Below are 24,209 nucleotides of genomic sequence, written 5' to 3' on the forward strand. Positions count from 1 at the left end.
GGGCGACGAACTCCGTCAGCCGCCCTTGCGACACCTCTGGTGGCGACCAGCCGATTTTCTGACACCTTCGAAAGCAGGAAGCCCCGTCCCCCGCACTACTGATCCGGCACCGTGTTCCCCTTGCGCTCCAGCGCCCACAGCACCGCGAGGATGATGCCCTTGCTGACGGGCAGCAGCACCAGGGTGAGCACCAGCGCCGCCAGCACCGCCCCGATGATGGTCAGCGTCACGTCGGGCTGGTGGGCGATCTCCACGTACATCAGCGCCGGGAACACCAGCAGCCCCACCAGGCTGAGCGCCAGCCAGGCCGCGCCGTCGTCCACCCGCAGGTGGCCGAAGCGGGTGCCGCAGACGGCGCAGGCCTCTCGCACCTTCAGGTAGCTGTGCAGGACCCGGCCCTCGCCGCACCGCGGGCAGCGGCAGCGGGCGCCGCGCCACAGGGTGGTGAGGCGGATGCCGGGGCGGTCGTCGGTGCGAAGGCTGTCGGAGGACGTCATGGCGGCGGGCGTCTTCCTCGACTGTCGAAGGGTGATGCGGACCCGTCCACTATAGCCGCATCCCGCCCCCGCCGCGCAATCACCGGCCGGTGACGGCGTACAGCGTGCTGAACAGGTCCGAGGGCCTGAGGGGCTTGGTCAGCCGGGTGACGCCGGCATGGGCGCCGGGCACGGTGTCGGCGGCGTAGCCGGTCAGGAAGACATAGGGCACGCCGCGCGCCTTCAGGGCATCGGCCGCCGGCCAGACCTGTTCCCCCTTCAGGTTGACGTCCAGGATCGCGAGATCCATGGGATCGGTCGCGATGGCGGACAGGGCCGCGTCCAGCCGCGGCGCCGGTCCGACGATCTCGCAGCCCGCGTCCTCCAGCAGGTCTTCCACGTACATGGCCACCAGGGCCTCGTCCTCGACCAGCAGCACGCGCAGGCCGGAAAGGCGGTCGTCGTCGGTCACGGAGACACCTCGCGCATCGGCATGGTCAGGCGGCAGACGGCGCCGGTCGGCTCGAACCGCAGGTCGACGGTTCCGCCCAGGTCATGGGGCACCACCCGCCGGATCAGCCGGATCCCGAAGCCGGATCGGCCGGGCTCGGCCACCGGCGGGCCGCCGGCCTCATTCCATACAACCTCCAAGACAGGGGAGTCGTTGCCACTTTCGGCCGCAACCTCCCAGGAAAGATCGACGCGCCCGGTCCCATCGGACAGGGCGCCGTGCTTGGCGGCGTTGGTCGCCAGTTCGTGCAGGGTCAGCGTCAGGGCCACAGCCGCGCGCGCGTGCAGCGCCACCGCAGGCCCCCGCGCCTGCGCCCGCGACCCATAGGGCGCCAGCTCGCCACGCGCCAGCAGCCCCAGGTCCACCGCCCAGCGGTTCTCCGCCAGCAGGGTGTGCGTCTGGGCCAGGGCCTCCAGCCGCTGCGTCAGCACCTTCAACGGCGCCGGCTCCACATGGCCCCTGAGCGTGCTCATGAGGATGCTCTGCACCGTCGCCAGCGTGTTCTTGACGCGGTGGGCCAGTTCCTGGACCAGGATCTCGCGCTGGTGCTCGGACTCCGCGCGCTGGCGCTCGGCCCGGCGGCGCTCGGTCACTTCCTCCACCACCGCGCCGACGCCCACGACGTCGCCCTGCTCGTCGATCAGGGGATAGAAATGCTCGATCCATTGGCGCACGATCCCCGGCTGGCTTCGGGTCTCGCCCTCCAGTTCCACGGTGCGTCCCTCGCCGGTCTCCAGGATGCCGCGCAGCAGGGGTTCGGCGGCGCGCCGGATGTTGGGATCGGGCACCACGTCCCACACCAGCCGCTCCGGGTGGGCGTCAACGGGCACGCCGTTGATTTCGGCGAGGCGCTCGTTCACGCGCACGAAGCGCAGGTCGCGGTCGAACATCGCCAGCCCCACCGGCGCCTTGTTGTACAGCGTTTCCAGCTCGGTGCGCTGTTCCTGCCCGCGGCGGGCGGTCTCGGACCGCTCGCGCCCGCCGCCGGTGACGTCGGCGCCGTGCAGGTGCAGGCCGACGACGGCCCCGTCCGCCCGGTGCCGGGGATGCACCGACAGGTTCAACATCCGCCGGCGCGGCGGGCCGGCGGTGGGGATGCTCAGGGTCACCGCCCGCAACTCCCGGGATTTCCCGCCCGCGAAGACTCCGTCCATCGCCGCCACAACGTGCTGCGCCACCAGGTCGGGCACGGCATCGTGCAGCGGCGCGCCGATGATGGCCGCCGCGCCGAAGAACTCGGCAAAGCAGTCGTTGCTCCAGGCCAGGCGATGCAACGGCCCTTCCGTCGCGGCGACAAGGAACGGTGCGGTCTGGAAAAGAGTTCGCAGGTGTTGATCCTCTGCGGAAGAGGCCGAGCCGGGCACGGACATTTCCGGTCCTTCAGCGGATGAAAGATGACGTCAAGGCATCACGCAGGCGATCGGCGTGCAAGTCAATACGAACCACAACGCGCCCGCCGGGCATCTGGTCCGCACGTCGGCGGCGACGTTGTGTCGGCGGCCGTCATCGCTATAGTGGACGCCCCGTTCGCCGTCCGCGCCCACAGCCTCCGCGAGGCCGATCATGACCGAGATGCCCCGCCAGCCGTCCGACCTGACGCGCACGGCCCCCACCGATCCCGACCAGGCGACGCCGCAGACGCTGATCTCGGCCGAGGACATCGCCACCCGGCTCGACGCCATGGCCGCCGACATCGTGCGCGAGCTGGGGCCGGACATCACCATGATCCCGGTGCTGAAGGGCGCCTTCGTCTTCGCCGCCGACCTGTTGCGAGCCCTGGGCCGCCACGGCGCGAAGGTGCGCCTGCGCGTGCAGTTCCTGCAACTCGCCAGCTACGGCGCGGCCAAGGAAAGCTCGGGCACCGTCACCCAGACGGGCACCCTGCCGGAGGTGGAGGGCGAAACCGTGCTGGTGGTGGAGGACGTCCTCGATTCGGGCCGCACCGCCGCCCGCGCGCTTGAACTGATGCGCGACGCCGGCGCCAGACGGGCCGCGCTGGCCGTGCTGCTGGACAAGCCCGAGCGCCGGGTGGTGGACTGCCCGGCGGACTTCACCGGCTTCACCATCCCCGACCGGTTCGTGGTGGGCTACGGCATCGACTGGGCCGAGCGGTTCCGCGAACTGGACCACGTTGCGGTGGTGGACTGACCCCGTCCGCGAAACCGGGACGCGCAGCCGGCGCGTTGCTTTCGCGATTGCACACCCGCCCGCGATTCCGTAAGGGGATGCCCGAACCACGCCAGGGGGACCTCCCGCATGACCGACAGCACCTATGTCACCTTTCCCGGCCGCCTCGTCATCGTCGGCTTCGGCTCCATCGGCCAGGGCGTCCTGCCGCTGGTCCTGCGGCATGTGGACATGCCCAGGGACCGCATCACCATCATCACCGCCGAGGAACGCGGCAAGGACGTGGCCGAGGACCTGGGCGTCACCTTCCGCCTTGAGCCGGTGACAGAGGACAACCACCGGGCCCTGCTGGAGCCGCTGCTGGGCGAGGGCGACTTCCTGCTGAACCTGTCGGTGGATGTGTCGTCGGTGGCGCTCATGCGCCTGTGCCGCGAGGTCGGCGCGCTGTACCTGGACACGGTGGTGGAGCCCTGGGGCGGCGCCTATACCGACACCACCCTGACGCCGTCGCAGCGATCCAACTACGCCCTGCGCGAATCGGCGCTGGACCTGCAGCGGGAGCCGGGCAACGACGGCGCCCCCACGGCTGTCGTCTGCCACGGCGCCAACCCCGGGCTGGTCAACCACTTCGTCAAGCAGGCGCTGCTGGACATGGCCGCCGAGACCGGCGCGGCCGAGGCGACGCCACCCGCCGGCCGCGAGGGCTGGGCGCGGCTGGCGAAGGCGCTGGGCATCAAGGTCATCCACATCGCCGAGCGCGACACCCAGGTCGCCAACCAGCCCAAGGCGGTGGGGGAGTTCGTCAACACCTGGTCCATCGAGGGTTTCGTCGGCGAAGGCTGCCAGCCCGCCGAACTGGGCTGGGGCAGCCACGAGAACGGCATTCCCGTCGACGGCCGCCGGCACGAGTTCGGCAGCGACGCCGCCATCTACCTCATGCGCCCCGGCGCCTCGACCCGCGTGCGCACCTGGACGCCGCTGGAGGGGCCGTTCCACGGCTTCCTCATCACGCACAACGAAAGCATCTCGCTGGCCGACTACCTGACCCTGCGCGACGCGGCCGGGTTCCTGGACTACCGGCCGACCGTGCATTACGCCTATCACCCCTGCGACGACGCCGTGCTTTCGGTGCACGAGCTGGCGGGCAAGAACTGGCGCATGCAGGGCACCCAGCGCCTGCTGATGGACGAAATCGTCTCGGGCATCGACGAGCTGGGCGTGCTGCTGTGCGGCAACGACAAGGGCGTCTACTGGTACGGCTCCCGCCTGTCCATCGACCAGGCCCGCGAGCTGGCCCCCTACAACAACGCCACCTCGCTGCAGGTGACCGTCGCGGCGCTGGCCGGCATGGTCTGGGCGCTGGAGAACCCGCGCGCCGGCGTGGTCGAGCCCGAGGACATGGACTACGCCCGCATCCTCGACCTCTGCCGCCCCTACCTGGGCGACGTGGTGGGCGCCTGGGGCGACTGGACGCCGCTTCAGGACCGCGAGCGCCTGTTCCCCGAGGACGTGAACACCGACGATCCCTGGCAGTTTTCCAACGTGCGCGTTTCCTGAGCATCGGACCTGCGCCAAACGCCGGTTCCGCGCGCATCAAATGGTTGATGCGGGCGGGCCGGCGGCCACATGATGGAGGTCTCGGGGTCAACCACGATAAGGGGATGACGATGCTTCCCATCGACGTGCGTTTCATTGACCTGCAATCCTCCCCCGCCCTCCTGTCCGATATCGAGGACCGCTCCGAAAGGCTCGGCCACGCCTGTTCGGCTCTCACCCACGGCCGATTGACGGTGTCGCGCGAGCTGGGGCGCGGCCGCCGGACGCCCGCGATCAAGGTGGCGCTGACCGTCAACATCCGCGGGCGCGGCCTGCGCACCATCCATGCCGAGGCCAAGACCGGTCGCCAGGACCCCGGCCTCGCCGTCGCCGGCGCCGTGCGGCAGGCTTTCGAGACCGCCATGCGGCTGCTGGTCTCCGACCGCAAGAGCCGCCCCAACCAGATCCAGCCCGTGCCGGTCTGAGGAACGGCGCCGCCGCGGCGGATCAACATTGACAAGCGGGACGCCTGTCCCGACATTCACGGCTCCGAGACACATGGTGGGGCGGCCGGCGACGGTCGCCCCACTGCGTTGCAGGCCCCCGACCCTCCTCTGCCCCGGACCGCAATGGCGACTGACGCTTCCCCTGCCCCGGCCGACCTTGCCTTCACCGACGCCGACGCCCTGGCGCGGGTGGCGGAGCGGTTTGCCGTGCGCCTGACGCCGCACCTGGAAGCGGCCATCGCCGAGGCGCCGACGGACGCGGCGCGGGCGGCGCTGGCGCGCCAGTTCGTGCCCTCGGCGGCGGAACTTGAGATCACGCCGGACGAGCGCGCCGACCCCATCGGCGATGACGTCCACAGCCCCGTGCCGGGCCTGGTCCACCGCTACCCGGACCGGGTGCTGCTCATGCCGGTGGAAGTCTGCGCCGCCTACTGCCGCTTCTGCTTCCGCCGGGCGGTGGTCGGCCAGGGCGACGGCCTGCTGCCCGATGCCGACCTGGACCGCGCCGTCGCCTACATCGCCGAGCGGCCCGACATCTGGGAAGTGATCCTGACCGGCGGCGACCCGCTGGTGCTCAGCCCGCGGCGGCTGAAGGCGCTGGTCGCACGGCTGGACGCCATTGCGCACGTCGGCGTCATCCGCCTGCATTCGCGCCTGCCCGTGCACGATCCCGCCCGCGTCACCCCGGCGCTGGTGGATGCGCTGGCGGCGGCGGCGGATTCGGCCGTCTGGCTGGCCGTTCATGCCAACCACGCCGCCGAGTTCACCGCCGAGACGCGCAACGCGCTCAGGCGCCTGTCCGGCGCCGGCATCCCGCTGGTGGGGCAGACGGTCCTTCTGCGCGGCGTCAACGACACGGCGGAGGCGCTGACCGACCTGTTCCGTGCCATGGTGCGCAACCGCATCAAGCCCTACTACCTTCACCATCCCGACCTGGCGGAGGGCACGGGCCATGTCCGCCTGCCGCTGGCCGAGGGGCGGCGGCTGGTGAAGGCCCTGCGCGGGACGGTGTCGGGACTGTGCCAGCCGACCTATGTCCTGGACATTCCGGGCGGCCACGGCAAGGTGCCGGTGGGGCCCGACGCCCTGCGCGACGATCCCGGCCACACGGATGCCACCATCGTGGAAGATCCCTGGGGCCGCCCGCACCGCTATCCGCCCGTGCCCGAGGGAGGCGCCTGACCATGCCCAGCATCCAGCGACACCGCGCCGCCGCCGGCCAGGGCCGCGGCCAGCGCGACCCGCTCCGCCGCGCCAAGGCCGAAAAGCCGGCCAAGGCCCAGGCCACCACGCCGTCCGCCGCCGCGCCGGACGCCGCTGCGCCCAGGGCCAAGGCCGCGCCCTCGCCCCGCAAGGCGGAGCCAGCCCGACCCACCGCCCCCGCCAAGCGCCCCAAGGCCGTCAAGCCCGAGGCCATGGGCAGGGCGCCGCGCAAGCCGCGCGTGGTGCGCGGCGCGCCGGAGCTGGAGCGCGAGGACAAGGCGCCGGCGCGCAAGGCGGACGCAAAGGGCCGCCGTCCGGCGCGCCACGGCCTGTCCGGCCCGCCGCGCCCGGCCGAGCCGCCCAAGGAGGCCGCCAGGCCGCCCGCCGTGCGCGAGACGCCCCGCCGCAAGCCGACGGAGGCGTCGCGCTACATCGCCTTCCACAAACCCTACGGCGTGCTCAGCCAGTTCACGGCGGAAAGCGGTCATCGGGCGCTGGCGGAGTTCGACCTGCCGCCGGGCGTCTATGCCGCGGGCCGGCTTGACATGGACAGCGAGGGCCTGCTTCTGCTGTCCAACGACGGCACCCTCATCAACCGCCTGCTCAGTCCCCGCCACGGGCACGAGCGCAGCTATCTGGTGCAGGTGGAGGGCGAGCCCGACGAGGCGGCCCTTCAGGCCCTGCGCGAGGGCGTGCGGGTGCGCGACTACGTCACGCGGCCGGCGCGGGTGGAAAAGCTGGAGGCCGCCCCCGACCTGCCGCCGCGCGACCCGCCCATCCGCGAGCGCCGCCACATCCCGACGACCTGGCTGAAGATCACGCTGACCGAGGGCCGCAACCGCCAGGTCCGCCGCATGACCGCCGCTGTCGGCCATCCGACGCTGCGGCTGGTGCGGGTGTCCATCGGCGCGCTGGACCTGGGCGACCTGCCGCGCGGGCGCTGGCGCGAGGTCAGGCGCAAGGACGTCCTGCCGCGCGGGTGATCCGTCCGGCACCGCTGCTGTCCACCTCCGCTCACAGCCCCGTCACCGCGCCGTCACGCGGCGGTGCGCGATCCCCCGACACGCCATCTACGTCTTGCGGAGGCGGCTGCGGGGCCTTGCCGTCGGCGGCGGGCGCGACTCGGGCCGGTGATACAGCTGAATCACTGCGGGCCGCGCGTGTTGCAGCGCGAGGCCGCCGCCGGCCCCCGATCACATCCGCGCGAGCCGCCGGCGCCCTTGTCGCCCAAAGGGCGCGGAAGCCTGCGGTCCATGGCGATACAGCGGGGCAACGTGTGATTCATCATCACTGCGCATGGGGTTGACGGCGCGGTCCGCATATTCCCATTTAAGAGCTGGAAGACGCGACCGGTGCCACGGCACCCGCGTTTTTTTGAGGATCGCATGGAACTCCATGGGGGGTAACGTCGTTCCCTTCTGTGAGGTCTATCTCGACTCTCTACTCTCTCACTCTCTCTCAAATACCTTCCCCCGCCGGTTCGCCGGCGGGGATTTTTTTTGCAGATTTGACACGCCCGCCCTACCTTAAAGCCTGTAGCGACAGGGGTCCGTCCCGCCCCCTTTCCCGACTGCCAAGCGTGCGGACACAGGCGCTTTTCCCCATGTACCGACAGACCACCCACGACATCACCATTGAAGTCCGGTCGGTCTTCCTCGAGGACCAGTCCTCGGTGGAGGAGAACCGGTTCGTCTGGGCCTATCAGGTGACCATCCGGAACGGCGGGGAGAAGACCGTCCAGCTTCTCAACCGCCATTGGCGCATCACAGACGCGCATGGCCATGTGCAGGAGGTGCGCGGGGCCGGCGTGGTGGGCGAGCAGCCCGTCATCCATCCCGGCGACTCCTACGAGTACACCAGCGGCACGCCGCTGACGACGCCGTCGGGGATCATGGTCGGCGCCTACGAGATGATGGACGAGGACGGCGACCACTTCGAGGCGGCCGTTCCCGCCTTCTCGCTGGACAGCCCGCACGACCGCACGGCGGTGAACTGAGCCGCCGCCGCCTCCGTATCGCCACCGATCGACGGTTGAAGAACTTGCCGACCGCCGGTCCCCGACCGATATGGGGCCCATCCGCCCGCGCCGACCGACGGCGCCGGCCGGAGCCGAGAGACTGGAGAGTGTGCCCGTGACCGAAGCCAAGCCCGTCAAGACGCCGTCCGCCCTGCGCGATTTCCGCGAAGGCGCCACCGCCACGGCCCCGCGCGCCACCGACTCCACCCCCGCCTCTGCCGCCGACGCCGGCCGCCCCTCGCGCGAGCAGGCCGAGGCCGCCATCCGCACGCTTCTGCGCTGGGCCGGCGACGACCCGACGCGCGAAGGGCTGATCGACACGCCCGCCCGCGTCGCCCGCGCCTACGAGGAGTTCTTCGCGGGCTACGGCGAGGACCCCGAAGACATCCTGCGCCGCACCTTCGAAGAAACCGACGGTTACGACGAGATGGTGCTTCTGCGCGACATCCGCATCGAAAGCCACTGCGAGCACCACATGGTGCCGATCATCGGCAAGGCGCATATCGCCTATCTGCCCGACCGGCGCGTGGTGGGCATCTCGAAGCTGGCGCGGGTGGTGGAAATCTACGCCAAGCGCCTGCAGATCCAGGAAAAGCTGACGGCCCAGATCGCCAACGCCATCAACGACGTGCTGCAGCCCAAGGGGGTCGCCGTCGTCATGGAAGCCGCCCACCAGTGCATGACCACGCGCGGCATCCGCAAGCCGGGCGTGACCATGGTCACCAGCCGCATGCTGGGCGCCTTCCGCGACAACCCGACGACGCGCCGCGAGTTCATGGCGCTGATTTCGGGCGACCGCGGCCACTTCTAGCAGCCGCACCGCACCGCACCGCGGACAAGTCATGGCGGCCCGGGCTTTTGCTCGGGCCGCGTGTTTGTGCGCCGCCGCGTTTCCCTTTACCCTCCTCGTGGTTGCCTGTAAGGAAACCGTATTCGCGCGCGGGAGTGGCGGGAGGCCAGGTGATCACCAACATAGATTTCCGGCCGGTGACCCTTATCATCGGTTGGCTGCTGCTTGTGCTTTCGGCCGGCATGATCCTGCCGCTGGTGGTGGACCTGTACGTCGGCAACCCCGACTGGCAGGTGTTCGCCATCGCCGGCGGGTTGGGCGTGTTCGTCGGAGCCGCGCTGGTGCTGACGAGCCGGGCGGCCGATCTTGTCTTTTCCCTGCGCCAGGCCTTTCTGGTGACCAACATGGCCTGGTTGTGCCTGCCGGCGTTCGCCGCCCTGCCCCTGTGGCTGGCGGGGCTGTCCTATACCGACGCCTTTTTCGAGGCCATGTCGGGCATCACCACCACCGGCTCCACCGTCATGACCGGCCTGGACCTGGCGCCGCCGGGGCTGCTGCTGTGGCGGTCGGTGCTGCAATGGCTCGGCGGCCTGGGCATCATCATCATGGCGCTGACCATCCTGCCCATGCTGCGCGTCGGCGGCATGCAGATGTTCCGCGTCGAGGCTTTCGAGGCACAGGAAAAGATCCTGCCGCGCGCCACGCAGCTGGCCGGCGCGCTGGTGGGCCTGTACATCGGCTTGACCTTCCTGACGGCCTTCCTGCTGTGGCTGGCGGGGCTTTCGGGGTTCGACTCCGTGGCCCACGCCATGACCACCATCGCCACCGGCGGCTATTCCACCCGCGATGCCTCCGTCGGCGCCTTCGACAGCGCCTTGGTGGACGCCATCATCACCTGCGGCATGATCACCGGCGGCATTCCCTTCCTGCTGCTGCTCCAGGCCCTGCGCGGCCAGGGTGGACGGCTGGTGCGCGACACCCAGGTGCATTGGTATCTCGGCAGCCTGGCCGTCGCCATCGTGCTGGTGACGTGGTGGCTGTGGGCCTACGACGGCTTCGACGTCGGCACGGCGCTGCGCTATGCGTCGTTCAACGTCACCTCCGTGATGACCGGCACCGGCTATGCCACCGCCGACTTCAATGCCTGGACGGGCTTTCCCGTGGTCGCGCTGTTCTGCCTGATGTTCGTCGGCGGCTGTGCGGGGTCGACCACCTGTGCCATCAAGATTTTCCGCTTCCAGATCCTCTACGAGACCGCCCGGATGCAGATCAAGCGGCTGCTCCAGCCGCACGGCGTGTTCATCCCCTACTTCAACCACCGCCCCATCCAGGCCGGCGTGGGCGAGGCGGTGATGGGGTTCTTCTTCCTTTATCTGCTGTCCTGCGCCTTCCTGGCCATGGCGCTGGGCCTGATGGGGCTGGACCTGGTGACGGCGGTCTCGGGCGCGGTGACCGCCATCAGCAACGTGGGGCCGGGGCTGGGCGACACCATCGGCCCGGCGGGCAACTTCGCGCCGCTGCCCGACGCGGCCAAGTGGCTGCTGGCCTTCGGGATGCTGCTGGGACGGCTGGAGCTGTACACCGTGCTGGTGCTGCTGCTGCCCCGCTTCTGGCGCGACTGAGACACGCTTTACGGGGGTGACGGCGGGCGTCGGCGCCCCCACATTTCAAGGGTCGTTCAACAAGGACGTCCGCCCATGCCCACGCTCGAACACGACAGTTCCGGCCGTTTGTCCCGCTTCCGCCTTGCGCCCATCACCGCGCGCGACACGATCCCGCTGCGCCATGCCGTTCTGCGCCCGATGCAGCCGCTGGAAGCCTGCCACTACGCCGGCGACGCCGCCGCCACCACCTACCACGCCGGCGCCTGGGCCGAGGGCGACCTGATCGGCGTCGCCTCGGTCTTCCGCGAGGCTGAGGACGGCTCCACCGACGGCCCCGACTGGCGCATCCGCGGCATGGCGGTGGAAGCCCCCTGGCGCGGCCAGGGCGTCGGAGCGGCGTTGCTGCGCGCCGTCATCGCCCACTGCGCGCTGCAGCAGGACGGCGGCCTTCTGTGGTGCAACGCCCGCACCGCCGTGGAGCCCTTCTACCGCCGCTTCGGCTTCGTGCGCGAGGGCCAGGAATTCGACCTGCCGCCGCTCGGCCCCCACATCCGCCTGCACCGTCCGCTGGGGATGATGGACCGCGCCTTGCGGATGTAGGGGCGGCACGCTCACACCTTGAACCGCTCCGGCAGGCCCTGGTCCCAATAGGGTTCGGGGCCGAAGCGGTCGGCCAGGAACCCGATGAACGCCCGCACCTTGGGCGCGACGAACCGCGCACTGGGATAGACCGCCCACACCGCCACGTCGGTGGCGATGCAGCAGTCGGGGAACAGCGGCACCAGGTCGCCGCGGGCCAGTTGCTCGCCGATGTCCCAGGTGGATTTGCGCGCGATCCCCAGCCCCTTGGCCACCGCGTCGCGCAGCACGCCCGCGTGGTTGGTTTTCAGCGAGCCCGAGACCCGCACGCTCCGGCGCCCCTGGGGCGTGTCGAAGTCCCACAGGTTCTGGTCGTTGTGGACCAGGCAGTTGTGGTCGACCAGATCCTGTACCCGCTGCGGCGTGCCCATGCGCGCCAGGTATTCGGGCGCCGCACAGACGATGCGGCGGTTGGGCGCGAGCTTGCGGGCGACCAGGGTGGAATCCTTCAGCGCCGCGATGCGGATGGCGCAGTCGAACCCCTCGTCCACGATATCCACCAGCGAATCCGCCATGTGCAGTTCCATGGTGATCTCCGGGTGGTCGCGCAGGAATTCCGGCACCAGGGGCGAGATGTGCATCAGCCCGAAGCTGGCCGGCACCGTCACCCGCAGATGCCCGCGCGGCGCCCCGTCGGCCCGCACCGCCGCCATGGCCTCCTCCATTTCCTCCAGCACCCGCAGGGCATGGGCGTGGAAGGCCGTGCCTTCCTCGGTCGGGGTGACGGCGCGGGTGGTGCGGTGCAGGAGCCGCGCGCCAACCCGTGTCTCCAGCCCGGCGATGCGCTTGGACGCCACCGCCGGCGACAGGCCCAGTTCCCGCCCCGCCGCCGACAGGTTTCCCGCCGCCACCGCCTTCACGAACAGGTTCAGGTCATCCAACTCCACGGCGCCGCGCTCCATCTTCAACAAATTGGAAAAGGTATTTCCATGGTAGCGGGGATTATCAAACGACGCGAGGCTTCCTATGTTGGGATCAACGGATAACGCAGTGACCAGGAGACCCCTCCCATGGAGCCCAAGCCCTTGTTCAGCGAGTATGCGAGTCGCGTCCCCACGCCGGCCGAACGGCGGCGCGCCATGGGCCGGGGACGGGCCGAGCGGTCGCGCGCCGCCTTCGCCATGGCCGCCAACCTGCGGTCCTGGCTTGCCGACGTGTTCCGCCCGCGCCAGCGCATCGTGGTGCCGCCCCGCGGCGACCTGCGCATCGTCGCCTGCACCGACTGCTGACGGCGCGCCCGGCGCGTCGATCTTTCGATCCGAAGACCTACTCCTCGCGGCATCGTGACCTGCGCGTCCGGTGCCGCATCTTGCGCGGCGGCCCGGCCTTGCGGACCATGACTCCGGCCAATCCCTGAGTTCCAAGGCCCGGATACCCGCCCATGCGCGTGCTGATCCTCTTCCTCCTCCTCGCCGGGGTGCTGGCGCCGGCGCTGTCCGATGGCGCCGGGCGGGCGCAGTCGATGGCGGTGGAGTCGATCGGTCCAGACGGCGTGATCCTCACCCGCTCCGGCACCCGGTACCGCGTGTCCGCCCAGGGCGGCCGGCTCGGCCTTGTGCCGGCGGCGCCGCCGCTGCCGGGGAACGGCCCGGATGCGCCCGGCCTGATCCCCCAGGGCCGGGCCGTGGAAGGCGACCGCGACATTGCCCTGGCGTGGTTGGCCCGGCCGACGCCGCGCTATGCCCACGGCGTCCTGGGCGATTCGCTGGAGGCCGCCGCCCTGCGGGTCCGGCCGGCCGACGGCGGCGGCATGGTGGAGCACGTCCTGCCCGAGACCCAGGTGTTCGAGGACCTGCACCCGCGGCTTGCCGACCTCGACGGCGACGGCCGCGACGAGGTGATCGTGGTGCGGGCCCATGAGGACCGGGGCGCGGCGGTGGCCGTCTACGGCCTGCGCGACGGCGCGCTGGCGCCGCTGGCCGCGACCGAGCCCCCGGGCATTCCCAACCGCTGGATCAATCCGGTGGGCGCGGCGGACTTCGACGGAGACGGCCGCATGGAGGTGGCGGCGGTGGAAACACCGCACATCGGCGGCATCCTGCATGTGTGGGAGTGGCGCGACGGCGCCCTGCACCATCAGGGCTCCATGGCCGGCGTCTCCAACCACGCCATCGGCACGCCCGTGCTGGACCTGCACGCCATCGCCGACATGACCGGCGACGGCCGCCCCGACATCCTGCTGCCCGACCAGCCGCGCACCAGCCTGCGGGTGCTGACGGTGACGCCCGAGCGCATTCGCGAGGCGACGCGCGTCAGTCTGCCCGGTGCCCTGGGCACCCGCATCGTGGCGACGGGTCATGGGTTCGTGATGGGGACCACTGGCGGCGAACTGGCCGTGGTGCCGCTGCGTCCGTGATGGCGCCCGCCCCTGCGGCGTGAGCCAAGGGCGCGGTCAGCGCCCGCCCGGCGCCTGAGGGGCAGAGGAAAAACGAGCCGGTGGTAGGGGCAGGGGGACTCGAACCCCCAAGGCCGAAGCCACTCGATTTTGAGTCGAGCGCGTCTACCAGTTCCGCCATGCCCCCATCGGGACCGGCCCGAAGACCGCTGTTCTACACCGCCCGCGCCAATGCCGCAACGGTCCTCGGCGTTGCCCGACGCCGGGCAAGCTGCTACACGACGGACAACGCCCACGCAACGGAGCCTTCCCGCGTGCTGCAACGGACCTACGACTGGACCATGCGCCAGGCTGCACAGCCCCACGCCCTGTGGACGCTGGCCCTGATCTCCTTCATCGAAAGCTCGATCTTTCCCATCCCGCCGGACGTGCTGCTGATTCCCATGGTGCTGGCGGCGCGCGAAAAGGCGTGGAAGATCGCCGGCGTCTGCGCCGTTGCCAGCGTCACCGGCGGCTATGCCGGCTATGCGGTTGGTTTTTTCCTGTACGAGAGCATCGGCGAGCCCATCCTGGCCTTCTACGGCTACCTGGAAAAGTTCACGGACTTTCAGGCCCTGTACAACGAATGGGGCGCGTGGATCGTCGGCATGGCGGGTTTCACGCCGTTTCCCTACAAGGTCATCACTATCGCCAGCGGCGTGACGCAGCTGGACCCGGTGGTGTTCGGCGTGGCCTCGGCCATCAGCCGCACGGCGCGGTTCTTCCTGGTCGCCGCGCTGCTCTGGAAGTTCGGGCCGCCGATCCGCATCTTTATCGAGAAGCATCTGGGCAAGCTGACGATTCTGTTCTTCGTGCTGCTGTTCGGCGGCTTCGCCCTGCTGAAGTTCCTGTAATCATGGCCGTCGCGATGACGCTTCCCAACGCCCGCCTCGTGCCGCTTGCCATTCTGGCCGTCTGCGCCGCCGCGCTGGGCGGGGCGCTGTTCCTGGAGCATGTGCTGGACGTGCAGCCCTGCATCCTGTGCCTGTGGCAGCGCGTGCCCTTCGCGGTGGCGGGCGTTCTGGCCGCGGTCGCCCTGCTGCCGGGGCTGGGGCCGCGCGTGCGGCGGGCGATCGTGGCGGTCTGCGGTCTGGTGTTTCTCGTAAACATGGGCATCGCGGGCTTTCACGTCGGCGTGGAGCAGCACTGGTGGGAAGGCACCGCCCAGTGCGCCGCCCCGACCGGCGGAGCGCCGCAAAGCCTGGCCGAGATGCGCGCAGCGCTGGAAAGCCCGCCGCAACTGGCCCGGTGCGATGAAGTCGCCTGGTCCCTGTTCGGCATCTCGCTGCCCGGCTACAATGTTGTTCTGAGTTTGGTGCTCGGCGCCGCGTCGCTTTTCGCCGCACGCCGGGCCGCGTTGTGGAACGCCCGCTGAAGGACTGTCGAGGAAGCTGCCCATGTCCACGCACGAGACCCGCGCCAACCTGAAGCGCACCGTCGAGAACCGCCTGCCCGGCGACCCGGACCGCGAGCAGTTCCTCGAACGCCTGTGCCGCGTCAACCAGGCCGGCGAGTACGGCGCGGTGCGCATCTACTCGGGCCAGATCGCGGTGCTGGGCCGCACCAAGATCGGCCCGACGCTGCGCCACATGCTGGACCAGGAAAAGGAACACCTGCGCTACTTCACCGACGAGGTGGGCAAGCGCCAGGTCCGTCCGACGGTGCTGCAACCCCTGTGGCACGTCATGGGGTTTGCGCTGGGCGCAGGCACCGCTCTGATGGGCGAGAAGGCCGCCATGGCCTGCACCGTGGCCGTGGAAGAGGCCATCGACGAGCACTACGCCGAACAGCGCGAGAAGCTGGGCGACGACGAGCACGAGCTGAAGGAGACGGTGGAGCGCTTCCGCCTGGAAGAGCTGGAGCACCGCGACATCGGCTACGAGCACAAGGCCGAGCAGACGCCGGGCTACAACCTGCTCTACGGGCTGGTGCGCAACGGGTCCAAGTTCGCCATCTGGCTGAGCACCAGAATCTGAACGAGGGGGTCCGGGGGGGTCGCGCCGATCCCCCGACCGCCTATGCTCCCTCCCCTCCCACACCGCAACTTCGCACCGCACAACGGCATTGACTTCCGGGGCGCGGTCGGGCCATCTATGCCGATCGTTTCGCCGCCGCAAGGCGGTTTGAAATTTTATTGCTGACCATTTTGGGAGGACAGACGGATGAGCTTCACCGTGGCCGAACCGGCGCCGCCGCGCCTGAATCGCAGCGAACAGGCGGTTCCAGGCTCCAACACCCGGTTCCTGGAGAAGGCCGCCGCGGGCGATGCCGACATGGTGTTCCTGGACCTGGAAGACGCCGTCGCCCCCTCCGAGAAGGCCCAGGCGCGCAAGAATATTATCGAGGCGGTGAACGACCTGGACTGGGGCGGCAAGACCATCTCGGTGCGCATCAACGGTCTTGATACCCATTACATGTACCAGGACGTGATCCAGATCATGGAAAACGCGGTCGACAAGATCGACCTCATCATGATTCCCAAGGCCGGCACGGCGTCCGACATCTATGCGGTGGACATGCTCTGCACCCAGATCGAGCAGGCCAAGGGCTGGACCAAGAAGGTCGGCTTCGAGATGATCATCGAAACCGCGCTCGGCATGCAGAACGTCCACGAGATCGCCGCGGCGTCGAAGCGCAATGAAAGCCTGCACTTCGGCGTGGCCGACTACGCCGCCTCCACGGCCGCGCGCACGGTGGGCATCGGCGGGCCCAACCCGAACTATGGCGTGCTGACGGACGCGGACGACTCCGGCAACCGCGACTTCCACTGGGGCGACATGTGGCACTATGCCATCGCCCGCATGGTGGTCGCCGCGCGCGCCAACGGCCTGCGCCCCATCGACGGCCCGTTCGGCGATTTCTCCGACCCCGAGGGCTACAAGGCCCAGGCGCGCCGCGCCGCCATTCTGGGCTGCGAGGGCAAGTGGGCCATCCATCCCAACCAGGTGGCGCTGGCCAACGAGATCTACAGCCCGTCCGACAAGGACGTCGCCCAGGCCCAGGCCATCCTGGACGCCATGGAAGAGGCGCAGAAGGCCGGCCAGGGCGCGGTGACGCTCAACGGCAAGCTGATCGACATCGCGTCGATCAAGCAGGCCCAGGTGCTGGTCAAGATGGCCGAGCAGATCAAGGCCGCCGGCCGGTAAGGAGGCCCGCACCACAGGCACGAGACAACCCGGCCGGGGCACCCTTCGGCCGGGTTCCTCCGTTTTTGGGGCTTCCCCGCGGCGCTGCCTATGGTATCCCTTGGGCCGCTTGAAGCGACGAACCAGGACGCCATGAATTTTCTCGACTTCGAAAAGCCCATCGCCGAACTGGAAGGCAAGATCGCCGATCTGCGCCACCTGTCGGACGACGACGGCATCAACATCGCCGACGAGGTCGCCCGCCTTCAGGCGAAGGTGGAAAAGCAGCTCAAGGCCACCTACGCCAAGCTCAGCCCTTGGCAGAAGACCCAGGTCGCGCGCCACCCCGACCGGCCGCACTGCCTGGACTACGTGCGCCAGTTGATCGAGGATTTCGAGCCGCTCGCAGGCGACCGCACCTTCGCCGAGGATCATGCCATCGTCGGCGGCGTCGGGCGGTTCCGCGGCCGCAGCGTCATGGTGATCGGCCAGGAAAAGGGCCATGACACCGAAACGCGCGTGAAGCACAACTTCGGCATGGCCATGCCCGACGGCTACCGCAAGGCCCGCCGCCTGATGCGCATGGCCGACCGTTTCCGGCTGCCGGTCATCACGCTTGTCGACACCGCCGGCGCCTACCCCGGCGTCGCGGCCGAGGAACGCGGCCAGGCCGAAGCCATCGCGCGCGCCATCGAGACGTGCCTCGACATCCGCGTGCCGCTGGTGTCGTGCATCATCGGCGAGGGCGGATCGGGCGGCGCCATCGCGCTGGCCTCGGCCAATTCCGTTCTGATGCTGGAGCATTCCATCTATTCGGTCATCAGCCCCGAGGGCTGCGCCGGCATCCTGTGGCGGTCCGGCGACCAGGCCCAGGCCGCCGCCGAGGCGCTGAAGCTGACCGCCCAGGACCTGCACCGCCTGAAGGTGATCGACGAGATCGTGCCCGAGCCGCTGGGCGGCGCCCATCGCTCGCGCAAGGCCGCCATCGAGTCGGTCGGTGACGCGCTGGAGCGCCACCTGTCGAAACTGATCCCGACGGAAGGCGGCGTCCTGCGTGCGCGGCGCCGGGACAAGTTCATCGAAATGGGCCGCAACGGCCTGGAATAAGCGTACGCCGGTGGCCGGCCCCGGCCGGCCACCGCCGACGCCCTTACACGTCCAGCGACATCTGCCGCGCGTCCGGCGCGGACCTTCGGCGGCCGCCCCGGTTGGCGATGCCGCTTTTCCGGCTGCCGTGGCGGGCCTGAATGGCGTCGGCCTCCGCCCGGAACACATCGGACTTGCGCAATGCATGCATCCCCTCGCGCGCCCGCCGCGCCGCCGCCTCGTGGTCGACCACCGGCGGCGGATAGCCGGTGGCGGCAAGGCCGCAGTCGGCGCGTTCGATGGGGGACAGGTGCCAGGGCGCATGGATCAGCGGCGCCGGAACGGACGCCAGTTCGGGCACCCAGCGGCGGATGAAGGTGCCGTCGGGATCGTGCTCGCGGGACTGCTTCACCGGATTGTAGACGCGCAGCGTATTGATGCCCGTGGTGCCGCTCTGCATCTGCACCTGGTTCCAGTGGATGCCCGGCTCGTAGTCGGTGAACAGACGCGCGAGGTGCAGCCCCGGCGCGCGCCAGTGCAGCCACAACTGGTATGCCGCGAACGAGGTCAGCATCGCCCGCATGCGGAAGTTGATCCACCCGGTCCGCGTCAGAAAGCGCATGCAGGCGTCCACGAAGGGAATGCCGGTGCGCCCCGCCGCCCAGGCGTCGAACAGCGCCGGGTTGAAGGCATCCTCCCGCAGGCCGTCGTGGCCCCGGTGAACATTGCCGACCTCGTGCGCCGGCGCGTCCTCCAGCTTCTGGATGAAGTGGCAGTGCCAGTGCAGCCGTGCGGTGAAACTGTCCAGCGCCCCGCCGCCCATGCCGCCGGAGCCTGACCGTCGCCGGCGCCACGCCGCCTGCGTCACTTCGCGCAGGGACACGGTGCCGAAGGCCAGATGGGGTGACAGGCGCGAGCACGTGTCGGGCGCGGTGAGCGGGCTCGACATGCCGCGCCGGTAGTCCGCGCCCCGGCCGTCCAGAAAACTGTCCAGCAACGCCAGCGCCGCCGCCCGGCCGCCGCCCTGCCGGCCGGGGCACGGGTCGGCGGCGACGGGAACGGCGTCCGGCAGCGGGCCGGGATCGAGTCCCGGCACCGGCGTCAGGGCACCGGGCATCGGCGTCGGCGTCAGGGGCCGCGCCATGAACCCGTCCCACCGCCTCGCCCAGCCGTCGCGGCGCTTGAGGCCCCGCACGACGCCCGTCTGCGGCAGCTCCGTCCACCGGATGCCGTGGGACCGGGCCCAGGCGGCGACGGCGCGGTCGCGGGCATAGGTCCAGGCATTGCCCGTCTCCTCGTGCGACCACAGACCGGCGATGCCCGGCGACGCGCGCAGGTCCTCAAGCACCTCCGTCACCGCGCCCACCCGCACCACCAGCGGTGCTCCCAGGGCGGCCAGCGACCGGCGCAGGTCCATCAGGCACTCGCGCAGGAAGGACCATTGGCGGCCGGAGGCGTCGGGCTGGCGCCACAGATCGGGCTCGATCACGTACAGCGGGACGACCGCTCCCGCCGCCGCCGCGCGGGCGAGCGGGGCATGGTCGGCGACGCGCAGGTCGCGCTTGAACCAGACAATGTGAACGGGGCGGCTCATGGCGGGCGGTCTACGCCGCCGCCGCCGCGCCGGATCAGCCGCCGCCGGCGCAGCGCGCAAGGACGTCGCGGCCCAGGCGCGCGAGTTCCGGCGCGGTCAGGGACCGATGGCTGTCACGCAGCAGCGAATCGAGACAGGCCTGGGGCGTGCCGGAGTCGTCCGGGCCCGCGAAGCCGCCTTCCAGCGGGTCCAGCGTCACCCAGGCCAGGTCGTCGCCCACGAACGTGGCCTTGCCGACGCAGCAGATGGCGCAGGAGGCGATGTCGTCGTAGGCCTCGAACGGCACGTCCTGCTCGCCGAGCGCCAGCGCCAGAAGGTCGTAGGGGGTGATGTTCACCGACCCCGCCACCGTACCGCCCGCCACGGCCGCCGCGGCAACCCCGCCGTTGCAGCGGTCGCCGCCCATGTGGGTCTCCACCAGGTGCAGGCGGTCGCCGTCGCGCCGGACGGTCTGGACGTCGGTGAACTGGCCGCTGCCGCCGCCGTGGTGATAGGTCTCCACCACATGCCCGGCCTCGGTCTCGCCCAGGTAGCGCCAGGCGACCCAGCCGCGGATGCCGGCGTCTTCCGGCAGATCGGCCAGCCGGTAGGTGTAGCCGTGCCAGCCGGCCTCCGCGTTCGCCCCGCGCTCCACAGGAATGATGTGGTCGGCCTCGCCGCAGGTGGTCACGTCGACCGTGGGTGCGTCCATCCACGAGTCGAAGCACAGCGGGTCCAGCGGCGCGCCGTCGTGCATCAGGTCCGGCGGCACGGCATCGGCCGCCACGGCCGGCGCCGGAGCTGCGGCCGCCACCACCGCCATCGCCGCCACAACCGCCGCAACGGCGCCAACTGCCTGAACGCGCATGGCCTTTTCCTCCCCTGGTCCGACCGTTCCAGGCGAGTGTAGCAGCCCGGCGATCGCTTTTCCCGCGCAAGGACATGCTTTTTTGGTGGTCGCCGCTATATTCAGGCGGATATAACGGTAACCATCAAAGCCCCGGAGAGGGAGCGGACGTCCCCAGCCGACGATCCGACTACGGGAACAGGAGAGCTTCATGATGGACCGCTTCATGGGTTGGGGGTGTCTGGGGCGCTGGGCCGCCGCCGCCTGCCTCACCTGGGGCCTGGCCTTTGGCGCCGGGGCGACCGCCGCTTCCGCCGCCGGGACCAGCCTTTTCGCCGCCGCCTCGACCACCAACGCCATGCAGGACGTGATCGCGGCGTTTACCGAGGCGACGGGCACCGCCGTCACCCCGTCCTTCGCGTCGTCGTCGACGCTCGCCAAGCAGATCGAGCAGGGCGCCCCGGCCGAGATGTATGTGCCCGCCAACCCGCGCTGGATGGACTATCTGGAAGAGGCCGGCCTGCTGGTCGACGGCACCCGCGCCGATTTGCTGGGCAACGCGCTGGTGTTGATCGCGCCGGCCGATTCGCCGCTGGAAAACGTGACGGTCGACGCCGGCCTGGACCTGGCCGCCCTGCTGGACGGCGGACGGCTGTCCGTCGGCGATCCCGACCATGTGCCTGCCGGCATGTACGCCGAGGACGCGCTGAAGAGCCTCGGCCTGTGGGACACCGCCGCGCCGGCCCTCGCGCGTGCCAACGACGTGCGTGCCGCGCTGGCGCTGGTGGAGCGCGGCGAGGTGCCGCTCGGCATCGTCTACTCCACCGATGCGGCCATCAGCGACGGTGTCAAAATCGTCGGCATTTTCCCCGAAGGCAGCCACAAGGCCATCACCTATCCGGTGGCGCTGGTGGCGGACTCGCCGGCGGCTCGCGCCCTGCTGGCCTTCCTGGGAAGCGAGACGGCGGCGGAGATCTTCGCCCGCCACGGCTTCCGCACGACATCCGCCCCAGGCCAGTGATGGAGGCGCTGACCCTGACGGACCTGGAGCGCGAGGCCCTGAGCCTGAGCCTCCGGGTCTCCCTCTGGGCGGTGGCGGGCAGCCTGCCGCTCGGCATCGCCATCGCCTGGCTGCTGGCGCGGCGGGACTTCCCCGGCAAGGTGCTGGTGGACGGACTGATCCACATGCCGCTGGTGCTGCCGCCGGTGGTGACGGGCTATGTGCTGCTGGTGACGCTGGGACGGCGCGGCGTGGTCGGTGAATATCTGTATGACTGGTTCGGCATCCAGTTCGCCTTCACCTGGAAGGCCGCCGCCATTGCCTCGGCGGTCATGGCCTTTCCGCTCATGGTGCGCGCCATCCGCCTTTCAATGGAAGCCGTCGACCGCGGGCTGGAGCAGGCGGCGCGGACGCTGGGTGCCTCGCCGATCCGGGTGTTCGCCACGGTCACCCTGCCGCTGGTGGGGCCGGGTGTGCTGACGGGGTTGATCCTGGCGTTTGCGCGGTCGCTGTCGGAATTCGGGGCGACCATCACCTTTGCCTCCAACATTCCCGGCGAGACGCGCACGCTGCCGCTGGCGCTCTACACGCTGACCCAGGTCCCCGGCGGCGACGCGGCGGCCTTCCGGCTGTGCGTTATCTCCGCCGTGCTGGCCCTGGCGGCCCTGGTGGCATCGGAGCTTCTCGCCCGCCGCATGCAGAAACGGCTGAAGGGCTGAAGGGGGCGTCATGCTCGATGTATCGGTACGCAAGCGGCAGGGCGATTTCCTTCTGGACGCCGCCTTTGATTCCCCGGCCGCCGGGGTCACGGCGCTGTTCGGCCGGTCGGGATCGGGCAAGACGTCGGTCATCAACATGGTGGCGGGCCTGAGCCGTCCCGACGAGGGCCGCATCGCGGTGAACGGGGCGGCGCTGTTCGACTCGGCCGCCCGCGTCGACCTGCCCATGGACCGGCGGCGCTGCGGCTACGTGTTCCAGGACGGTCGCCTGTTCCCGCACATGACGGTGCGCGCCAACCTGACCTACGGCATGAAGCTGGTGCCGTCGGCGCGGCGGGTGATCGCCTTCGACGACGTGGTGGGTATGCTGGGCATCGCGCCCCTGCTCGACCGCCGGCCGGCCAGGCTGTCGGGCGGCGAGAAGCAGCGCGTCGCCATCGGCCGGGCGCTGCTGACCAGTCCGCGGCTCCTGCTCATGGACGAGCCGCTGGCCGCGCTCGACGAGACGCGGAAGGGCGAGGTTCTGCCCTTCATCGCCGACCTGCCCAAGCATTTCGCCATTCCCGTTCTCTACGTCAGCCACTCGCTGGACGAAATCCTGCGGCTGGCCGACACGCTGGTGCTCATGGACGGCGGCAAGGCAGTGGCGGCGGGCCCGGTGGAGGATGTGGTGGGGGAACTGCACCTGTCGGGGGCGGTGGACGCGGCCGAGGCCGGGGCCGTGCTGACCACGACGGTGCAGGCCCACGATGCCGCCCACCACATGACCCTGCTGGCTTTTCCCGGCGGACGGCTGTCGGTCCGGCGCATGGACCTTCCGGTGGGCGCGGCGGTGCGCGTGCGCATCCGGGCCGGAGAGGTGGGCATCGCCCTCAGCCCGCCGCGCGACACCAGTTTCCAGAACGTCTTTCCCGCGGTGATCCGCGAGATCGGGCCGCCGCAGGAGGGCCAGGTGGACGTGCGGCTGGATGCCGGCTGCACGGTGTGGGCCCGCATCACCACGCGCGCGCTGGAAACCATGGCCCTGCAGCCGGGGCAGGTGGTGCATGCGCTGGTCAAGTCCGTCGCGCTGACCCGCGCCGACGTCGCCGGACACGAAGCCCCGCCCCCGCAGCGGGCGGCGGGGTAGGCCTCACAGCCGCCGGCTTGTCTCCAGCAGGTCGTCGATCAGCGCCGTCACCTGCCGCCAGTGGCTGGCCTCGGCGCCGGGGTCGAGGCAGGCGCGCAGCCCGGCGGCTAGGTCCCGCAGGGTCTGGCGCTGGCACTCCGGCAGCCGCGGCCGGCGCCCGAGGGAGAAGAAAATGGCGCCAAGAGCCTCGGCCGCGCGGGTGTCGCTCGATTCGCGGCGCACGGTCAGCAGGCCCTGCCGGATGATCCCGTCCACGGTGCGCGCCCGCCAGGCAGCGGCCGGAGGCAGGCGCTGAGGAGGTTGATGCGTCAGCGGCGCGGCGGCGGTGACGCGGGCGGCAACTGGTTGGGTGCGGTCGGACATGCATGGCTGCCGGCGAATGACGGACGTCATTCACCGGCAGCAAGCGCCGTGCCGACTCTCAACAGCTTGGACTTGTTCTGATTCCAGCGGGGTGTCGGTGCCGCCGTTCGCGATCCGCAAGGCATTCCGCGAGCCGCCGACTGCGATGCGCAACGCAACGCGGCCCGCCCGTCACTCTCCCACGACGCGCAGGAACACCCGTTCCTCGGCCTCTTCCAGGTGGCTCATGGCTGCAAGGAAGTCCTCGCGCGTCGCCACGTATTCTCCGACGGCCTCCACCAGACAGTCCTCGACATGGTGGCCCGAGCGCGCCGCCAGAGCCCGCAGGCGCTCCGCCAAGCCGCTGCCCAAGGTCAATTCGAACGTCTCTGCGTCCTTCACCCGTTCCACTCCCCGCGTGTGGTCCTCGTTCATCGGCGATGCTCTTTTCCGTCCTGGCGGTCCCGGCTCTGATGTCTGCCCGTCACGGCCGGGTTGCGTCAGGGAGCGGAACTCTACATTTTCTTCCCGCATCGCAAAAGGCCGAGTAGCGGAAAGTTGCAGCCCTCCCTAAGCCTAACGATCCACGACTCCCGGATCATGCA

General features: G+C 70.3%; 27 protein-coding genes and 1 tRNA gene. 19 read left to right on the forward strand and 9 right to left on the reverse strand.

The window, feature by feature from the left end; translation table 11 throughout:
* Positions 1-95: 95 nt before the first annotated feature.
* From LG334_RS01400 to LG334_RS01410, 3 genes are all read right to left on the reverse strand, one after another.
* Positions 96-497: a DUF983 domain-containing protein gene (locus LG334_RS01400; protein WP_404382586.1), complete on the reverse strand. Its 402-nt coding sequence runs from the start codon at positions 495-497 to the stop codon at positions 96-98.
* Positions 498-576: 79 nt separating this feature from the next.
* A complete protein-coding gene (locus LG334_RS01405; protein ID WP_404382588.1) occupies positions 577-948 on the reverse strand; it encodes a response regulator in 372 nt (123 codons plus the stop codon).
* On the reverse strand, positions 945-2,357 hold the full coding sequence (locus LG334_RS01410; RefSeq protein ID WP_404382590.1) for a sensor histidine kinase: 1,413 nt from the start codon (positions 2,355-2,357) through the stop codon (positions 945-947). The genes LG334_RS01405 and LG334_RS01410 overlap by 4 nt, the downstream gene beginning before the upstream one ends.
* A 193-nt stretch (positions 2,358-2,550) precedes the next feature.
* On the opposite strand from LG334_RS01410, the gene LG334_RS01415 reads away from it, so the two are divergent.
* The 9 genes from LG334_RS01415 to LG334_RS01455 all read left to right on the forward strand — a co-directional run bounded on the left by LG334_RS01415 (position 2,551) and on the right by LG334_RS01455 (position 11,370).
* Complete coding sequence (locus tag LG334_RS01415) at positions 2,551-3,135, forward strand: phosphoribosyltransferase (protein WP_404382592.1); 585 nt, start codon at positions 2,551-2,553, stop codon at positions 3,133-3,135.
* Between the two features lie 108 nt (positions 3,136-3,243).
* Positions 3,244-4,671, forward strand: a complete 1,428-nt coding sequence (locus LG334_RS01420; protein WP_404382594.1) for a homospermidine synthase — start codon at positions 3,244-3,246, stop codon at positions 4,669-4,671.
* Positions 4,672-4,775: 104 nt separating this feature from the next.
* Positions 4,776-5,135: a hypothetical protein gene (locus tag LG334_RS01425; protein WP_404382596.1), complete on the forward strand. Its 360-nt coding sequence runs from the start codon at positions 4,776-4,778 to the stop codon at positions 5,133-5,135.
* 144 nt (positions 5,136-5,279) lie between these two features.
* Positions 5,280-6,338 carry a lysine-2,3-aminomutase-like protein gene (locus tag LG334_RS01430; protein ID WP_404382598.1) on the forward strand — a complete coding sequence of 353 codons (1,059 nt, stop codon included), beginning with the start codon at positions 5,280-5,282 and terminating at the stop codon, positions 6,336-6,338.
* A gap of 2 nt (positions 6,339-6,340) precedes the next feature.
* Entirely contained in the window at positions 6,341-7,342 is a 1,002-nt protein-coding gene (locus LG334_RS01435; RefSeq protein WP_404382600.1) for a pseudouridine synthase, read from the forward strand.
* Between the two features lie 620 nt (positions 7,343-7,962).
* A complete protein-coding gene (apaG, locus tag LG334_RS01440) occupies positions 7,963-8,355 on the forward strand; it encodes a Co2+/Mg2+ efflux protein ApaG (RefSeq protein WP_404382602.1) in 393 nt (130 codons plus the stop codon).
* A 136-nt stretch (positions 8,356-8,491) separates the two neighbouring features.
* Positions 8,492-9,187, forward strand: a complete 696-nt coding sequence (folE, locus tag LG334_RS01445) for a GTP cyclohydrolase I FolE (RefSeq protein WP_404382604.1) — start codon at positions 8,492-8,494, stop codon at positions 9,185-9,187.
* A 149-nt stretch (positions 9,188-9,336) separates the two neighbouring features.
* Entirely contained in the window at positions 9,337-10,788 is a 1,452-nt protein-coding gene (locus tag LG334_RS01450; protein ID WP_404382606.1) for a TrkH family potassium uptake protein, read from the forward strand.
* A gap of 75 nt (positions 10,789-10,863) precedes the next feature.
* The gene (locus tag LG334_RS01455) at positions 10,864-11,370 is read left to right on the forward strand and encodes a GNAT family N-acetyltransferase (RefSeq protein WP_404382608.1); all 507 of its coding nucleotides are present in this window, start codon (positions 10,864-10,866) and stop codon (positions 11,368-11,370) included.
* 11 nt (positions 11,371-11,381) lie between these two features.
* Here the strand turns inward: LG334_RS01455 and LG334_RS01460 are convergent, their stop codons facing one another.
* Entirely contained in the window at positions 11,382-12,296 is a 915-nt protein-coding gene (locus LG334_RS01460) for a LysR family transcriptional regulator (RefSeq protein ID WP_404382610.1), read from the reverse strand.
* 123 nt (positions 12,297-12,419) lie between these two features.
* On the opposite strand from LG334_RS01460, the gene LG334_RS01465 reads away from it, so the two are divergent.
* Together LG334_RS01465 and LG334_RS01470 are read left to right on the forward strand one after the other, a co-directional pair.
* On the forward strand, positions 12,420-12,638 hold the full coding sequence (locus LG334_RS01465) for a hypothetical protein (protein WP_404382612.1): 219 nt from the start codon (positions 12,420-12,422) through the stop codon (positions 12,636-12,638).
* A gap of 152 nt (positions 12,639-12,790) precedes the next feature.
* Positions 12,791-13,765 (forward strand): FG-GAP repeat domain-containing protein, encoded by a 975-nt coding sequence (locus LG334_RS01470; protein ID WP_404382614.1) that lies wholly within the window; start codon positions 12,791-12,793, stop codon positions 13,763-13,765.
* Positions 13,766-13,846: 81 nt separating this feature from the next.
* Here LG334_RS01470 and LG334_RS01475 read toward each other — a convergent pair.
* Positions 13,847-13,931, reverse strand: a tRNA-Leu gene (locus LG334_RS01475).
* 127 nt (positions 13,932-14,058) lie between these two features.
* On the opposite strand from LG334_RS01475, the gene LG334_RS01480 reads away from it, so the two are divergent.
* The 5 genes from LG334_RS01480 to LG334_RS01500 all read left to right on the forward strand — a co-directional run bounded on the left by LG334_RS01480 (position 14,059) and on the right by LG334_RS01500 (position 18,015).
* The gene (locus LG334_RS01480) at positions 14,059-14,637 is read left to right on the forward strand and encodes a YqaA family protein (protein WP_404382616.1); all 579 of its coding nucleotides are present in this window, start codon (positions 14,059-14,061) and stop codon (positions 14,635-14,637) included.
* A gap of 2 nt (positions 14,638-14,639) precedes the next feature.
* Positions 14,640-15,158: a disulfide bond formation protein B gene (locus LG334_RS01485; RefSeq protein WP_404382618.1), complete on the forward strand. Its 519-nt coding sequence runs from the start codon at positions 14,640-14,642 to the stop codon at positions 15,156-15,158.
* A 22-nt stretch (positions 15,159-15,180) separates the two neighbouring features.
* Complete coding sequence (locus tag LG334_RS01490; protein WP_404382620.1) at positions 15,181-15,759, forward strand: demethoxyubiquinone hydroxylase family protein; 579 nt, start codon at positions 15,181-15,183, stop codon at positions 15,757-15,759.
* Positions 15,760-15,945: 186 nt separating this feature from the next.
* Entirely contained in the window at positions 15,946-16,929 is a 984-nt protein-coding gene (locus LG334_RS01495; protein ID WP_404382622.1) for an HpcH/HpaI aldolase/citrate lyase family protein, read from the forward strand.
* A gap of 132 nt (positions 16,930-17,061) precedes the next feature.
* Positions 17,062-18,015: an acetyl-CoA carboxylase carboxyltransferase subunit alpha gene (locus tag LG334_RS01500; RefSeq protein ID WP_404382624.1), complete on the forward strand. Its 954-nt coding sequence runs from the start codon at positions 17,062-17,064 to the stop codon at positions 18,013-18,015.
* 43 nt (positions 18,016-18,058) lie between these two features.
* Here LG334_RS01500 and LG334_RS01505 read toward each other — a convergent pair whose 3' ends face one another.
* Positions 18,059-19,588 carry a deoxyribodipyrimidine photo-lyase/cryptochrome family protein gene (locus LG334_RS01505; RefSeq protein WP_404382626.1) on the reverse strand — a complete coding sequence of 510 codons (1,530 nt, stop codon included), beginning with the start codon at positions 19,586-19,588 and terminating at the stop codon, positions 18,059-18,061.
* 34 nt (positions 19,589-19,622) lie between these two features.
* The gene (locus LG334_RS01510) at positions 19,623-20,435 is read right to left on the reverse strand and encodes a hypothetical protein (protein WP_404382628.1); all 813 of its coding nucleotides are present in this window, start codon (positions 20,433-20,435) and stop codon (positions 19,623-19,625) included.
* A gap of 190 nt (positions 20,436-20,625) precedes the next feature.
* Between LG334_RS01510 and modA the strand changes: the two genes are divergently transcribed.
* From modA to modC, 3 genes are read left to right on the forward strand one after another with little or no spacing between them, the layout of a single operon-like run.
* Positions 20,626-21,435, forward strand: a complete 810-nt coding sequence (gene modA / locus LG334_RS01515; RefSeq protein ID WP_404382630.1) for a molybdate ABC transporter substrate-binding protein — start codon at positions 20,626-20,628, stop codon at positions 21,433-21,435.
* On the forward strand, positions 21,435-22,133 hold the full coding sequence (modB, locus tag LG334_RS01520; protein WP_404382632.1) for a molybdate ABC transporter permease subunit: 699 nt from the start codon (positions 21,435-21,437) through the stop codon (positions 22,131-22,133). Before modA ends, modB begins: the two co-directional genes overlap by 1 nt.
* 10 nt (positions 22,134-22,143) lie before the next feature.
* On the forward strand, positions 22,144-23,262 hold the full coding sequence (modC, locus tag LG334_RS01525; protein WP_404382634.1) for a molybdenum ABC transporter ATP-binding protein: 1,119 nt from the start codon (positions 22,144-22,146) through the stop codon (positions 23,260-23,262).
* A gap of 3 nt (positions 23,263-23,265) precedes the next feature.
* On the opposite strand, the gene LG334_RS01530 is transcribed toward modC, so the two are convergent.
* Together LG334_RS01530 and LG334_RS01535 are read right to left on the reverse strand one after the other, a co-directional pair.
* Positions 23,266-23,625: a hypothetical protein gene (locus tag LG334_RS01530; protein WP_404382636.1), complete on the reverse strand. Its 360-nt coding sequence runs from the start codon at positions 23,623-23,625 to the stop codon at positions 23,266-23,268.
* 171 nt (positions 23,626-23,796) lie between these two features.
* Positions 23,797-24,039 carry a hypothetical protein gene (locus LG334_RS01535; protein ID WP_404382638.1) on the reverse strand — a complete coding sequence of 81 codons (243 nt, stop codon included), beginning with the start codon at positions 24,037-24,039 and terminating at the stop codon, positions 23,797-23,799.
* Positions 24,040-24,209 lie beyond the last annotated feature (170 nt).

Origin of the sequence: Caenispirillum salinarum (genome assembly GCF_044803115.1) — a bacterium.
GTDB classification, from domain to species: Bacteria; Pseudomonadota; Alphaproteobacteria; order Rhodospirillales; family Rhodospirillaceae; genus Caenispirillum; species Caenispirillum salinarum_A.